The organism is Chryseobacterium sp. GM_Chr_2 (assembly GCF_026540445.1).
In the GTDB taxonomy this organism is placed as follows: Bacteria; Bacteroidota; Bacteroidia; order Flavobacteriales; family Weeksellaceae; genus Chryseobacterium.
This window is the reverse complement of the sequence record NZ_JALNUD010000001.1, coordinates 487,052-504,097: the sequence shown is the minus strand read 5'-3', so window position 1 is coordinate 504,097 and position 17,046 is coordinate 487,052. Positions and strand designations below refer to the sequence as shown.

The window sequence follows — 17,046 nt, the reverse complement described above, 5'->3', positions numbered from 1 at the left end:
TAATAAATGCAAAAATGAAATTAAAAAAACTACTATTTACAAAAGTAAACATTCCATTTGGAGAAACGAAACTTTTACGCAATGCTACATCGGCTTTTCTTGGGTTATATTCTTATACAGTTTCCGCGCAGGTTCAAAAATTGGATTCACGATTTGAATTTTTACTCAATAATAAAGAAAAAGTACAAAGAGGAGGTGTCATTAAGGAGTTGGAACGTTCGGATATGAAACTTGAGAAGCATTTGGTGGTAACTTCCAAAGGTGCTCAAACCATGTACTCATGTATTATATATACGAAAACTCCTGAGAAATTGAAGGAAGATGGAATTCTGGTTCAGAGCAAGCTACCCACTTTTGCTACGGCTTTAGCAAGTATAGAAGACATTGAAAAGCTTCGGCAACTGCCATATGTAACTTCGATTATGGCTCCTATTTATGAAGAACTTCATAATGATGTTGCTAGAGCACAATCCGGAGCAAATTTGTTACAAGATGGAGTTTTTAATAATACTGCTTATAACGGAACAGGAGTGCTTGTAGGGATTTTTGATTCAGGAATCGATTGGAAACATCCGGATTTCAGAAAAGCAGATGATCAAACGAAAAGTAGGATTGTTTCTATTTGGGATCAGACCTTAACGGCACAGGGCGCTGAAGTTCCCCCCACAGGATTTGCGACGGGAGTAGAATATACCAGAGCTCAGATTGAAGATGAGTTAGATGGTACTCCGGCTAATTTTGTCCGTGAAAATGATTCCAATGGTCATGGCTCTCACGTCTCAGGAACAGCTGCCGGAAATGGAATGGCAATAGCTGATAAAAGACATAAAGGGTTTGCTACGAATGCAGATATTGTTTTTGTAAAAGGAGGTAATGGTTCTTTTTCTACAACAAATATCATTAATTCTTTGACTTATTTTCAGAATGTTGCAACAGCTTTGAACAAACCTATTGTGGTAAATATGAGTATCGGAGGCCAGGCGAATGCACATGACGGCACAGGTCCACATGAAGTTGCTGTGAATGATTTTACAAATTCCGGTTCTGGAAGGGTAGTTGTGATTTCGGCAGGAAACGAGTATGGTAAAAATATTCACAGAAAAGTAGATATTGAACCTTCTGCTTCTCAATCTTATGTATTCACCGTATCAAGCAATACAACAGCAGATAGTATCTTCAGTTTTATTATGTTTGCGAATAACGACAGCCCTGTTACTGCTAAACTTACAACTCCTGACGGGCAACAATATATTCAAAATATAAGTACTAACACTTCTCATAATATTCTATCTGGAGGATTGGTGGCTACGATGTATAATTACTGGCATACGGATAATAATAAAAGATATGTTCAACTGGTTGTAACGAGACCTGCGGGATCTACTACGAATGCTCAAGGAACTTATACCTTGGAAATTACAAACAATTCTGCCCAAACTATTAATACAGATGGCTGGCTTTCATCGCAGGGGGTGGCTACCACCTTACAGAATGGAAATAACGAATATATCGTCGGTGCCCCAGGCAATGCATCCAATGCTATAACGGTAGCTGCCTATGCAGGAAGAACAACATATTTAAATAGTTCTACAGGATATTACTATTGGACTAATGATACCGCGGAGGGTATTGCTAGTTTCAGTTCGCAAGGACCCCGGGTTGATGGTGTTTTAAAGCCGGAAATTGCTGCTTCAGGAGAGTATGTGATTTCTGCATTATCGTCAAGCAGCAGCCCAGCAACTAATCCTGCCGATACAGGACATGTAGACGGAACTTACTATTATAAAAATCAGGGAACAAGTATGTCTTCTCCGGCTGTAGCAGGAGCAGTAGCCTTATTGCTTCAGGCAAATCCTTCTCTTACAGCATCAGCAGTTAAGAACAGATTAACATCTACAGCAAGAAAGGATGCAATGACGGGAGCAACAGCAAATGCAAGATGGGGGAATGGTAAGCTGGATATTTATAAAGCAGTTACGAGTGAGTTGGGATGTGTGCCGTCCGAATATGAGACAATAAACTATGACACTCAATTTTATCAACAATCTTCTACAGGAAATTATTATTTCGATAATAATATTTTTGCAGTTAGATATACTCCAACTAAGATTGGAAAATTGGGTGGAGTAAGTTTTATGGTAGGAACCTCAGCCACGATGTCGGATGTACCATTTAATATAGAAATAAGAAAGGTAGATGCTAATGGGAATCCCGGAACATTGCTTGCTTCAAAAAGCTTTAGTTCTATTAAAAATACTTTCTATCGTAATGGTTGGAATTATATTGATCTTTCGAGCCTAAATGTTCAAACAACGACCAACCAGGATTTCTATGTTGTTTTGGATACAAGAAACGGAAGAATGAGCTTGTGGAGAGATAATACGGTTGCAGACGGAAGAAGCAAATCTTCTAGTAATGGAACCAGCTGGACGACTTCCTCGGCGGGGAATTTCAGAATCAGAGCTACCATTTACGAAAATATTGCTGAGGTTAAAAATCTGGCAACATCTAATCAAACGAAAGCTTCTGCAGTGGCTAGCGGATACAACTACTTTACGAATGCATGTCAGCTAATCTCAAGGGTTGAAAAAGAAACAGCAAGTACAGTGTCAGGAAATGTGACTTCAAAAGTTTGGGTAGATAATGCTCAGCCAAATTATGTTTCAAGAAGATTTGAAATTAATCCTGAAACAGCAGCGACTACAGCAACCGGAAAAGTTACATTGTATTTCAAACAAGCAGAATTTGATGCTTATAATTTGACGAATACGGTAAAACTTCCTACTTCAAGTACAGATAATGCCAATAAAGCTAATCTTGTTATTGAAAAATATACAGGTACAAGTGCAAGTAATACAGGAACAGTCGCTTCTTATGGAAGTGCTGCCACGACTATTACTCCAAATGTGGCAGATATTGTGTGGAATAACACTTATCAGTATTGGGAGGTTAGCTTCCAGACGACAGGTTTTGGGGGATATTTTGTGAAAACAAATGCAGCTTCTTTAGGGTTGAATGATCTAAGAAATGAGGCGGGTGTAAATGTTTATCCAAATCCGGCTAAATCTGTTGTAAATGTAGAATTAGGAAAAGCTTCAAAAGCAACCGTAACTATTTTTGATGCTTCAGGAAAATTGGTGAAAACAGCAAATATAACTTCTAAAGATAATAAAATAGATGTTTCTGGCTTGGTGAAAGGCAATTATGTTTTCAATATCATTTTAGATAATGAAACAAAAGTTGTGAAGAAAGTAATTAAAGATTAATCTCTTTATTACATATAATATATGAAGGTGGCGGTTATTAACTGCCACTTTTTTTATATTTGTTTTGAAAAATTTTTTACATGGTTTCTCTTTTTAAAAAATCTGTTATATTTTCTGTACTCTTTCTGTTTTTGGGAGTTCAAAGTTCTTTTACGAAAGTAGATTTTCACCCTTACCACGTAGGTTCCGTAGAAATTAATTACAGTTCCAAATCCAAAACATTTGAAATTACAGGACGTTTTTTTCTTGACGATCTGGAAAACGGATTGGCGAAAAAATATGGAAAACCTTTTCATTTTAATGATCCGAAATATAAAAATCAATTAAATGAAGCGGTAAAAAGTTACGCTGCAGAATATTTTAAGTTAAAATCGAATAACAAATTTCTTAAAATTAACTATATCGGTTATGAAGAAGATAGTGAATCTGTAAATGTATATTTAGAAAGCGAAACCACCGAAAATCCTAAGAAAATAGAGGCTGCAGTTAGCTTTTTATATAACCTTTTTGATGATCAGATTAATATCGTTCATATTATTGTGAATGATGTTAGAAAAAGTGAAAAATTATCATATCCTAATCGTTATCTGTTTCAGAGTTTCTAAGCTCATTGTATTTTGTTGAAATTTATATTTTACTTTATTGATGCAGTTTGTTGAGAATTAATTATATTAAGTGTGAAATTTTATTTAGATTTTTAATTATTTTGGCATAAGAATTGTGAAACTTATTAAAAACAACATAGTTATGAAAAAAAATAAAGAACAATTCAAACCGTTGACGGTTGTTCTCAACCGATTATTATAGTCAATATTCCTAAATTTTATCGGATTAAAATGATAGTACTTTTTAACTAAATGGCTACAAAATTCTACAGTTTTATTTAGCTATTCTCTGTAAAAAAATTTCCTAAGCGTCTTTCGAACAAAATTCAAAATTTATTAAACTTCATCATTATTTTGCGGGCATGTAATTTTGTTTTTAAGCGAAATAAAAACCATTTGTCCTCATATAAAGGTAAGAACAGAATTCTTTAAATAATACAACCGACTTCTTAAGAGAATATCGAAAGTTTATTACCATTTGTTTTAACTATTCAATAACAATATTTAAGCTTGGATCTTAATTTATTTTAAAATTCAATCATTTTTTGTGTGGCGGCAGAATTTTTTGTTCTGCCGTTTTTTATTGTTTTTGAAAATTTTAGTTAAAAACAGAGGTGTATTTTATTCAGGTTTTTAGGTGGAAATTTTAAGTTTTTTAAATTTGATGAGCTTAAAACATACTTTTGTGAAATTTTGAATTAATGGAGTATTTTAATAATTAATTAGAATTACTTTTAAATGAATTGTAAATTGATAAATTATAGGTAATAATTAATTTTTGTTAATAATATTTGGTTATTGTTGGTGAATGGATTATATTTGTTTTTAAGACTGAACTGCATTTTATATAAGATTTAATAATACTATATAATTGATCAGATGACGAATGTATCGTAATGATTGTAAAAATCATGAAATATTTTAAAATTCAGTTTGAAAAATGATAACCTAAAAAAACTTAGAATGAAAATAGTAAATCACCCTCTGAAAAAAGTATTAAAATTTCCCATTTAGACTAACTTTTTTTCTTTCCTGATGTTATTTATTATCAGTGGAATACAGACGTTTTTTTTCAATGTAAATTTCTATGTCTGCGTTATTTTTGTTCAAAATATACAATCACAATTAAAAAATAGTAATATGAAACTAAGAAACATTTGTTCTTTGGCTTTATTTTTAAGTTTTAGTTCAATCAGTTTTGCTCAGGTTGGGATTAATACACCTAATCCACAAGGAGCTTACACTATTGATGCTGCTAAGGATAATCCTCCTACGGGAGCTCCTTCTGCGGCGCAGGCTGCTAACGACATTACAGTGACTTCCACTGGAAATATGGGAATCGGCCTTACGGTTCCTACTAATAAGCTCCATATAAGTGGTACAAATCCTGTGAGGTTGCAAGGTTTAACAGCCGCAGCCAGTGGCGATAATATCTTGGCAACAGACGGTACCGGCGTTCTAAAATCACTTGGAAGTTTAGAAAGCTTAGCTATTCCTGCTCCGGCTGTATTGGTTTTAAGGACAGCACAAACCAACTTTTTACAATCAGCAGGTGGCGGAGGAACGCAAAGATTACCTTTGCAGGTAGGGCGAAATAATATTCCGGGATTACTTTATGATGAGACTACAAGTACGGTAACATTTCCCAATGGCGTTTATCAGATTACTTTTGTTTATGAAGCTACGCATAATGCTACAAGCTGTACATTGAGTTCATATTTTATGGATTTTCCGGGGATACATGCAAGGCGTATTCATAGCACGGCGGCTCATAATCAAGGGGGATCTTCCAACCATGGAGGATCAATCACTTTTTCTGCTTTATTTGACGGGACTTCCAGCAATACCTGGGTAATCAATATGGGGCGCGGAGTTTCCGGTAACTGTACAGGTGCCGGTATGACTCTTACAGATTATGCCACACAGGTTTTAATCTTTAAGCTGGGAAATTAATTCCACAATAAGTTTTAAAATTTCTCTCTTACTTATTTATAAGTTTAGGATTAAAAATCACTTTCTATCAAATTAAACAACACAAATACAATATACATCCAAAGCATTTACTAAGGTAGGTGCTTTTTTTATTGAAAATTAAATTTAACTTTTAAAAATAATACACATTTTGGAGAATAATAAAAGAATGATTTAATGAGAAATTACTAAATGGTGAAATAATTTTCAAACAATTATGATTTAATTTTTATTGAATTTAAGACAGATATTAAAATTTATTAATATTATTTGGTAGGTATTATGGTATTTTATATATTTGGAAAATATTTTAAAAGGATATTAAGGATAAAAAAACGAATTTCTGTTCAAGTTAATTTTTTTTATAAATTAATTTGAATAGAAAATTAGACTTATTATAAATTTTAAAACAATAAAAACACACAAAAAATGAAAAACACAAACACATATTTCAATTTCCGGAATTTTCCAACCGTACCTTTGCTACACTTATAACTAAGCCGATTGTTTAACAATCGTTAGTGCATTCCTTATCCTTTTAATTAAGGAAATCTTGAAAAATAATTTAACATAAATACACATTGAAATGAATTTTAAACACTTTTACCCATTACTCGCTGTTTTTGCTTTTAGCGGCGCATGCGCCCAAGTAGGGATAAACACCCCTCAACCGCAATCTACATTTGATATTGTAGGAAATGCAGCTTCTACCTCTGCCAAAGACGGTGTTACTGCACCAAGAATCACCAGACAGCAGTTGGCAGCTAAAGTTGCCGGAACCTATGCTGCTGCACAAACTGGAGCTTTGGTATATGTTACTGATGCAACGACTCCTACAGGAACTACACCCAGTTTAGCACAGACAACCAATATTTCAAGAGCAGGATATCATTATTTTGATGGTACATCTTGGAAGCAGCTTAATGACCCAGACAACACCTCATTGTCTACAAATATTTACAATTCTGATGGAACATTAACGGCTAATCGTATTGTATCACAGTCAGATAAATCTTTAACGTTTAATGGAACTATTGCTAATGCTTTTTCCATCAATAGAAGCACTTCGGCTAATCCTATTTTATCTGTAGATGCAGCTAATGACAGGGTGGGTATAGGAACTACAGTTCCACGATCAAGATTTGATATTGTAGCAGATAATTTAGGAGGAGGTGCACCTAATGATTTTAGTTTCACAGGATATGGTACATCTAAGAATCCAGCATTATTTTTAGCATCAGCTAGTGGTACTGTGGCCGCTCCGGCGAATTTACTTTTAAATGATATTATTGGGAGCGTTCATTTTACCCCTCGTGTTAACGGTGTTTTTCAAACAGGTTCTGCTATTTTCTCAAATTATAGAGGGGATGGAACAAATAATTCTACAGATCTAGGTTTATATACATCTGGAGTAGAGAGAATAAGAATAGACCCTGCAGGTAATCTTGGTATTGGGAATACAACTCCTACTGTTAAGTTAGATATTAATTCAGGCGGAACTTCTACCACACCAGTTACTGCTGTGAAAATTGTAGATGGAAATCAGGCAGTTGGAAAAGTTTTAACCTCGGATGCAAATGGTTTAGCTACTTGGCAAACTCCCTCTGCACAATCTAGTGTAAATATTTATAATACAGATGGAACACTTACAGGAAACAGAGTAGTAACCCAAGGGGCTAATAACCTTACATTTAATGGAACCACGGGTAATTTAATTGTTCAGTCAAATAATAATGGAGCTCAACGTTCTTATTTTTCAAATACCAATACGGGAGCTAATAGCCGCATGGATGTTGCAGTTGCAGCAGGAACTGGAGGTGTATATTTGGGGGTAGATAATGGTTCTGGTATTTTTGGTGCAGGCTCTAAAGGTTACCTGGATAACCGATCTGGAGGAAGATTCGCTTTTGGATCAACAGGAGTTGAGCAGATGACTATAGCTGCTAATGGGAATGTAGGAATCGGAAATTCTTCTCCAAGTGTAAAACTTGATATTAATTCAGGAGGTACTTCTACTACGCCTGTAGCAGCATTTAAAATTGTAGATGGTAATCAAAGTGCAGGGAAAATTTTAACATCCGATGCGAATGGTGTAGCTACATGGCAAGATCCTGCATCTACCAGCAGCGTAAATATTTATAATTCTAATGGTACTTTAACAGGAAATAGAGTGGTAACTCAAGCTGCAAATACGTTAGCATTTACTTCTACTGCAACCAATGGTTTCTCTGTTGATGGAGCTACATTATCAGTAGATGCAGCAAATGACAGAGTGGGGTTTGGAACTACAGCACCGCTAGCAAAAACTGATGCCGTGGGAACTACATTTGGTATGAGAATGGCCGGGGGTAATTGGGATAACCTTTGGTTTAATTTAACAGCAAATGGTCCTTCTATTAACGCATCAGGTGCTGAAACTGGGATGAACTTTAATGTAGGAACTAATGCGACAGGAACCTATGGAGACGGGCAAACTTTAACAACAGTTGCTACCATGAGAGCCAACGGAAACATGGGAATCGGCACTACCAATCCTTTACAGAGATTGCATATTACCTCTGGCGGAACTTCTACAGCACCAGTAGCGGCAATGAGAATAGAAGATGGTAACCAGGCAGCAGGGAAAATATTAACATCCGATGCGAATGGTGTAGCTACATGGCAAGATCCTGCAGCAACCAGCAGCGTAAATATTTATAATTCTAATGGTACTTTAACAGGAAATAGAATAGTAACTCAAGCTGCTAATACACTAGCATTTAACTCTAGTGTGGCTAGTGGGTTTTCTTTAACCAATACATCAGGAACAGCAGCAGTAATTACGTCACCTGCTAATACCAATGTTATTCCAAGTTTGCGTATCGGGGGGGCATCTTCTACTCCGGCAGTAGGGCAAGGTGCTTGGATAGGCTTAAACCCGAACTTTAGTCAAGGTTCTTATCCTATTGCAGTTGGAGCGGTATATTCTACAGCTTCAGCAGGAGAAGGAAGTGCAGATTTTGCGGTGGCAACATCTTCAGGTGGTAATGCTTCTGTAAGAATGACTGTGAAAAATAGTGGAAATGTTGGTATCGGAACTATATCACCAGCATCCACATTGCATGTTGCAACTAATGATGAAGGCTTGATTAATGAAAGATTTGCTTCAGGAGGTGGAAACTGGCCAACTTTGGTATTAAGACGTAGTGGGTCTGCAACATTGGGAACTAATGCAGCGGTGGCATCTGGCAACGGTTTAGGAGCAATCGTTTTTGCAGGAAATACGGGATCAGGCTATAATACAGACTATACAGGAACAAGTAGCAGTATCAGATCTAACAGTACACAGGCTTTTTCTGGAACTACGATGGGATCTAATATGACATTCTTTACGGTAGCAAACGGAACCAATACCGCGGCTCAAAGAATGATTCTTACCCATGACGGAAATGTGGGAATCGGAACATCTACACCTACCTCTTTGCTTTCTGTAAATGGTTCGGCAGATAAACCGGGTGGAGGTTCTTGGGGAACTTTCTCGGATAGAAGAGTGAAAAAAGATATCAATGAGTTTAAAGATGGTTTAAATGTAATCAATCAATTGAAACCTGTGGTGTATAAGTATACAGAAAAATCAGGATATACAGATCTTAATAAAGAATATGTTGGATTTATTGCACAGGAGGTAGAAAAAGCAGCGCCTTATATGGTAAATGTGATGGATGATTCTGCTAAAAGCGGCTTGAAAGATAAAAGAGAGCTTGATGAAAGCGCGTTGACTAAAATTTTGGTAAATGCGGTGAAAGAGCAACAGAAAGAAATTGAATTATTGAAAACTCAAGTAAAAGAATTGCTAGAGCTTAATAAAAAGAAGTAATAATTTCAATTTTTAAGTTAAAAGTTCCCGCTTTATCTTTATTAGGCAAAAAATTCTAATAACACAAATACAAAACACCTGTTTCGACAGGTGTTTTTTTTGTATAAATATTGAATTTTAAAAAGATATTTTTTTAATCATTTTAAGTTTAATGATTAATTATTTTTAACATTAGTTGGCGGATATTATTATAATTTATATATTTGATGGTCTTTGGGTGAATATCAATAATTAAAATATGTCTGTTGCAGGATTTATTTTAATTATACAATTACGGCTTTGCTGGTGTTTTTGAATATTTTAAACTTAGAAAAAAACTTGCCATGAAAATAAATGTATTCTTCTTAACTGAAACCAAGCAGTTTAGATATTCATCTCATTTCAATTTTCACCATTCCTTTTTTTCTTCTTTAATTATCATAAAACAGATTTAAGTTTAAATTAAATAACGATTATAATATGAAAAAAATTAAACATTTTTACCCTTTAATTGCAGTCTTTGCTTTTTCAGGTTTATACGCTCAAGTAGGGATAAATACTGCTAATCCTCAATCTACACTTGATGTTGTTGGAAATGTAGCTTCTACATCTTCTAAGGATGGAGTTACTGCGCCTAGGCTTACAAGACAACAGTTGGCAGCAAAAGCAGCCGGAACGTATGCGGCGGCACAGTTGGGTACCTTGGTGTATGTTACTGATGCTACTACGCCTACCGGAACGACACCTAGTTTAGCACAAACCGCTAACATTGCCAAAGCAGGATACCATTATTTTGACGGAACAACCTGGAAGCAGCTTACAGATGTTGATACTGTAACTTCATCGGTAAATATTTATAATTCAGACGGTACACTTACGAGCAATAGAGTAGTGACGCAAGGAGCCAACACCTTAGCATTTACTTCTACGGCAGTAAATGGGTTTTCTGTAGATGGTTCCACTTTATCTGTAGACGCAGCTAATGACAGAGTAGGATTGGGAACTACCATTCCACGATCAAGATTCGAGATCGTATCGGATAATGTGGGAGGGGGTGCCGCAAATGATTTTAATTTTACAGGCTACGGAACCTCTAAAAATCCGGCTTTATTCTTCGCTTCGGCAAGTGGTACAGCAGCAGCTCCAACCAATTTATTGGTAAACGATATTATTGGAGCATTGTACTTTACACCTCGTGTAAGTGGTGCATTTCCTACGGGATCCAGTATTGTTGCCAATTACAGAGGCGATGGAACAACTAATCTTACTGACTTGGCGTTTGCTACTTCCAATGCAGAACGTGTAAGAATTGATACTAGTGGAAATGTTGGAATAGGAAATACCGCACCCACGGTAAAATTAGATGTCAATTCCGGAGGAACGTCTACTACACCAATTGCAGCGGTAAAAATCGTAGACGGAAATCAGGCGGCAGGTAAAATTTTGACTTCCGATGGTACTGGTGTAGCAACTTGGCAAACCCCTGCCGTACAATCGAGTGTAAATATTTATAACACCAACGGATCCCTTACCGGAAACAGGGTGGTAACTCAGGCAGCTAATACCTTAGCATTTACTTCTACGGCTATTAACGGATTTTCGGTAGATGGCTCTACATTTTCTGTAGATGCAGCTAATGACAGGGTAGGAGTGGGTACTACTACTCCAATCTCTAAATTAGATGTAGTGGGAGATACTTTTGGAGTGAGAAGAGCTGGAGCAGCCTGGGATAACCTTTGGTTTGATATCAGTAATGCTTTTGCACCTTCTATAAATGTTTCTGGAGCCGAAACAGGTTTGCAGTTTAATGTAGGCGCCAATGCAACAGGAGCTTATGGAGACGGGCAGACTTTAACAACTGTAGCTACATTGAGACCGAACGGAAATGTGGGGATTGGAACTGCTGCTCCCAACAGTATTCTTGATCTGGGAACGTCCAACGGAGCAGCAAGTGTAACAGCGGCAGCGGGTAAAAAATTAGCAATCTTCAACAATGCAGCAGGTACAGATTTTTATGGCTTGGGGATTAATACCAATTATCTTCAGTTCCATGCAGGATCTGTAGCAACAGCGGCACCGGGAATGGTGTTGGGAACTTCAGGAAACGTAGGAATCGGTTCCACAGCGCCTAATAGAAAATTACATGTAGAAGGTGCTGGATATTTCAATGGAGCGGTAACTACATCTACTACCAAGGATGTTATTGATATTAATATCGGTCAGGATGGTTTTGCCTATGGAAATAGAGGAGATAATTTTGGAATTAATATAAGATCATCTTCTACGGCAGGAACAGGAGCAGTTGCAAGAATTAATTTTGGAGATGAAAACCCAACAACGACTAACGGTAACAAATATCTTTCATTCAGTGTAGGAAATCCTGCTAATGAGCTAATGTATCTTAACAGTCCTAATGGAGGCAGAGTAGGTATAGGGACCACTACTCCAAGTGCTAAAGTTTCCATTTCTTCGTCTATTGCAGGCGCAGTATTATCTTTACAAAATACAAGTATTACAGGAAATCCTACTTTGAATATTTATCCGGGGTATACTTCCAACGGATCTTCTATTTCTCCTGGAAACCAATATGCCGTGGTATTTGATCAGGATCCGGGAGTAACTACAGGAGCCACTAGAGCACTGTACGACTTCCACGGTGAAGTAAGAGCGGTGAGTACATCTACACTTTCAGATATCCGATTAAAAAAAGATATTATTAATCTTAACGAATACGGACTAAAAGAAATCATGAAAATACAGCCTAGAAGATATCATTTTAAAGAATACGATACCCCAGATATCGGAGTAATTGCTCAAGAGCTAAAAGCTGTTGTTCCAGAATTAGTTAACGGTAACGAAAATGAAGGATTACTTTCTGTAGATTATTCAAAACTATCTTTGATTCTTATTAACGGGATGAAAGAACAGCAGGCAGAAATTAAAGAACAAAAGAAAGAAATAGATCTTTTGAAACAGCAGGTGAAAGAATTGATAGAACTTAATAAAAAATAAATTTTCAATTTTTTTAGATAAAGGTTCCCATTTATCACTATTTAGGCAAAAAATTCTAATAACACAAATACAAAAACATCTGCTTGGGCAGGTGTTTTTTTTAATCAGTATTATATGAATTTGTCTTTTTAAAAATAATTTAAAAGTAAGTGATGAAACCAGCAACCTTGAGAGTAATTGTAATTGGTATTCGTTAATTATTAGTAAAAAGTAGTGAAGATGAATAGTTAAAACCTACCATTTGTTGTTAAAATCTCATCATTTTATTATGTAGGATATGATTTGATAATTTTTTATAGTGTGTTAAAGAAAAAATAAAAATGTAACAACTTTAACAGGTTTTGTCATGAAAAAGGGATAAATATTTAAGTAGATGCAAAAATAAAATAAAAGGTCAATGATGTTTTTTTCTTTATTTAGATAAAATAAATGTTGTAAATAAAACACAATTTGGAGAATAAAAATATAATTTATTTATTTTTAATCAGAATGAAGTGAAATATATTTTAAAATTTATTTCTTTAATTATTCAATATATTGCAGAAATTATTAATTATTTTTAACATTGTTTGGCGTATATTAAGAAAATTTATATATTTGGTACTGTATTGAACGGAAAATTATAGGTAATCAATGAGCTTTTAAAAGTTTATAATTTACTTAATACATCAGTTAGAGATTTGTATATATTAATTAACATTTTTTACACCAACTAAAAACACTTGCCATGGAAGAAAGAAGACTTTATTTGCCAAAAGAAATTATACACAGATTTCCTTCTTTAGATATCCTTTTGTGATATATCTTACTGCTTCATTCATTTTTTATAGTCGGAAATCCGAATTTTCTATCACTTTTAATTTTAAATATTAACCTAAATAAACATTGACATGAAATTTAAACACTTTTACCCTTTGCTCGCCGTTTTTGCATTTAGCGGCGCATACGCCCAAGTAGGGATAAATACAGCCAATCCGCAGTCTACACTAGACGTGGTTGGCAATGTTGTCTCTACCTCTACAAAAGATGGTGTTACAGCACCAAGAATTACCAGACAGCAATTGGCGGCTAAAGTTGCCGGAACCTATGCTGCTGCACAATCCGGAACCTTAGTATATGTTACGGATTTTACTACGCCTACGGGAACTACTCCCAGTTTGGCTCAAACAGCTAATATTACCAAAGTAGGATACTACTATTTTGATGGCACCGTATGGAAACAGATTTCTGATACAGATTCTCCTTCTGTGAATATTTATAATTCTAATGGAAGTTTAACAGGTAACAGAACAGTAACACAGGCTGCTAATACATTGGCATTTAATGGAAGTGCAGTGAATGCTTTTTCCGTAAATAACGCTGCGGGAACTACCAATATTTTATCAGTAGATGGAACCAATACAAGAGTAGGTGTCGGAACTTCTGCTCCTGAAACAAGATTTCATGTAGTGTCTCCCACAGCTACATTGGGTAAATTTAGTTTAATAGATGGTCCGCAATCAACGGCTGAAAACCCTATTTTAGTATTAAGAAATACTTCAGCTCTTGCGGTTGCTAATAAAGCTTATCTAGGATTTTCAAATGCAGGTCCCACAGCGGGAGGTGCAGATTGGCAATTAGGAAGCATTCGTACTTCTGCAGCTGTAGGAGGAGCTAATCAAGATTTTTATATAGGAAATACAACTACAGGAACGTTGAATGAGCGTTTTAGAATTGCTGGAAACGGAAATGTGGGGATCGGAGTTTCTGCACCAGCGGTAAAATTAGATATTACTTCAGGAGGTACTTCTACAGCACCCGTTACGGCAATAAAAATTGTAGACGGTAATCAAGCCGCTGGTAAAATATTAACTTCTGATGCTAATGGAGAGGGAACATGGCAAATCCCAGCCGTGCAATCTAGTGTAAATATTTATAATACAGACGGTACTTTAACAGATAATCGTATAGTTTCTCAATCCAACCGTTCATTAGCTTTTAACGGAACTATCGCCAATGCTTTTTCTGTGAATAGAAGTTCATCTGCCAATCCTATCTTGACAGTAGATGCGGCTAATGACAGAGTAGGAATTGGTACCAATATACCAAGATCAAGATTCGAAATCGTATCAGATAATGTTGGAGGTGGTGCTGCAAATGATTTTAATTTTACAGGATATGGTACTTCCAAAAACCCGGGATTATTTTTTGCCGCAGCAAGTGGTACTGCCGCAGCTCCTACGAATCTGCTTGTAAATGATCTTATTGGGGGGATATATTTTACTCCTCGTGCTAATGGTGGTTTTCCAACGGGTTCAAGTGTAGTTTCAGGTTATCGAGGTGATGGAACAACAAATCTTACTGATTTGATGTTCACAACTTCCGGTACAGAAAGAGTAAGAATAGATCCTACAGGAAATGTAGGTATAGGAAATACAGCTCCCACTGTAAAATTAGACATTAATTCAGGAGGAACTTCGGGTACACCTATTGCAGCAGTGAAGATTGTAGATGGTAATCAAGGGGCAGGTAGAATATTAACTTCGGATGCTAACGGATTAGCAACTTGGGAGGATGCTGGCTCTGCTTCAGTAAATTTGTATAATAGCAACGGTTCTCTTACAGGAAACAGAGTAGTAACGCAAGGGGCTAATAACCTTACTTTTAATGGAACCACAGGGAATTTAATAGTTCAGGCAAATAATAATGGTGCTCAACGTTCTTTTTTTTCAAATACCAATACGGGAGCTAGTAGCCGAATGGACGTTGCAGTTGCAGCAGGAACTGGAGGAGTTTATTTGGGGGTAGATAATGGTTCTGGTATTTTTGGTGCAGGCTCTAAAGGTTACCTAGATAACCGCTCTGGCGGAAGGTTGGCTTTTGGATCAACAGGAGTTGAGCAGATGACTATAGCGACTAATGGGAATGTAGGTATCGGAACAACTTCGCCAGCGGCTACTCTAGATGTAGTAAGTACTGCAGCAGGTTCTACGCCGTTATTAGTAACCTCTCCTGCGAATACAAATGTTGTTCCTGCCTTACGTATCGGAGGGGCATCTGCTACTCCAGCAGTGGGACAAGGTGCATGGATTGGTTTAAACCCGAACTATAATCAGGGAGCATATCCAATTGCTATTGGTGCGGTATACTCCACAGCTTCTGCTGGACAAGGCAGTGCCGATTTTGCGGTAGCAACCTCTAGTGGTGGTAATGCAGTTGTAAGAATGACAGTGAAAAATGACGGAAAGGTGGGAATAGGTACTAATTCACCATCTGCCAAGCTTTCTGTTATTTCAGGTGAAACAGGACCTGTACTTTCTTTGCAAAATACAAGCGTTACAGGAAATCCTACTTTAAATATTTATCCGGGATATACTTCGAACGGGGCGGCTATTACTCCTGGAAATCAATATGCGGTAGTATTTGACCAGGATCCGGGAACAACTGCTGATGGCGGCGCGTCGCAGGCATTATATGATTTTCACGGGAGAGTAAGATATGTTTCTGCAACTGCATTTTCAGACCGAAGACTAAAAAAAGATATAAAAGATTTAAAAGAGTATGGTTTAGCAGATGTAATGAAAATACAGCCAAGAAGATATACAATAAAGGAATATGATACGCCAGACATCGGAGTGATTGCTCAGGAGCTAAAAGAAGTGATACCTGAATTAGTAGTTGGTAATGAAAATGAAGGCTTACTTTCTGTAGATTACTCAAAATTATCATTAATTCTTATTAATGGTATGAAAGAGCAGCAAAAAGAAATCGAGGAATTAAAATCTCAGGTGAAACAACTATTAGAACTTAATAAAAAGAAATAATAATTTAGATTTTAAAGATAAGTTCCTAATTATCATTATTCAGGCAAAATTCTAATAACACAAATATCATATACATTCAAAACACTTACTTTGGTAAGTGTTTTTTTTATGAAAATAGGCCTCATTTTTCTACCTAATGACCAATTCAAAGAATTTTTAAAATGTACATCTTAATAGAAAATTATTTTTATTATCAAAAGGTGTTTTTTAATTTAAATAATACCCATTTTTTTATTAAATAACATATTATATTATTTATTTATGTTTGAATATAAAATATTTTAAATGTATTTTTAGTGTTATCTGATTAGCATAATTTTAAATATAATGAATTATTGATATTTTTTTTTGGTTTATGTTGGTTGGTTTTATATCTTTGAATAAATATTTTGATAGTTATACTGAGATAATAATATTTTAAAGCTAATTAAATATATTTTTAGCAGGCCACTGGGGATTCAATCTTAGTTATAATTAAAAAAAATAAGCACACAAAATGAGAAATCCACATACTTCTCATTTCGATTAACATCAATACTTCCACAAGTTAGAAT

Annotated in this window: 6 protein-coding genes; all 6 read left to right on the top strand. The window is 35.7% G+C overall.

Annotation, left to right across the window (positions count from 1 at the left end):
- Positions 1-14 precede the first annotated feature (14 nt).
- The 6 genes from OXQ85_RS02295 to OXQ85_RS02270 all read left to right on the top strand — a co-directional run bounded on the left by OXQ85_RS02295 (position 15) and on the right by OXQ85_RS02270 (position 16,492).
- Positions 15-3,266 carry a S8/S53 family peptidase gene (locus OXQ85_RS02295; protein ID WP_267402098.1) on the top strand — a complete coding sequence of 1,084 codons (3,252 nt, stop codon included), beginning with the start codon at positions 15-17 and terminating at the stop codon, positions 3,264-3,266.
- Between the two features lie 80 nt (positions 3,267-3,346).
- Positions 3,347-3,871: a DUF6702 family protein gene (locus OXQ85_RS02290; protein ID WP_267402097.1), complete on the top strand. Its 525-nt coding sequence runs from the start codon at positions 3,347-3,349 to the stop codon at positions 3,869-3,871.
- A gap of 1,140 nt (positions 3,872-5,011) precedes the next feature.
- Positions 5,012-5,824 carry a hypothetical protein gene (locus tag OXQ85_RS02285; protein ID WP_267402096.1) on the top strand — a complete coding sequence of 271 codons (813 nt, stop codon included), beginning with the start codon at positions 5,012-5,014 and terminating at the stop codon, positions 5,822-5,824.
- Between the two features lie 604 nt (positions 5,825-6,428).
- On the top strand, positions 6,429-9,698 hold the full coding sequence (locus OXQ85_RS02280) for a tail fiber domain-containing protein (protein WP_267402095.1): 3,270 nt from the start codon (positions 6,429-6,431) through the stop codon (positions 9,696-9,698).
- Between the two features lie 459 nt (positions 9,699-10,157).
- The gene (locus tag OXQ85_RS02275) at positions 10,158-12,689 is read left to right on the top strand and encodes a tail fiber domain-containing protein (RefSeq protein WP_267402094.1); all 2,532 of its coding nucleotides are present in this window, start codon (positions 10,158-10,160) and stop codon (positions 12,687-12,689) included.
- Positions 12,690-13,579: 890 nt separating this feature from the next.
- Entirely contained in the window at positions 13,580-16,492 is a 2,913-nt protein-coding gene (locus tag OXQ85_RS02270; RefSeq protein WP_267402093.1) for a tail fiber domain-containing protein, read from the top strand.
- The last annotated feature ends 554 nt before the right edge of the window (positions 16,493-17,046 follow it).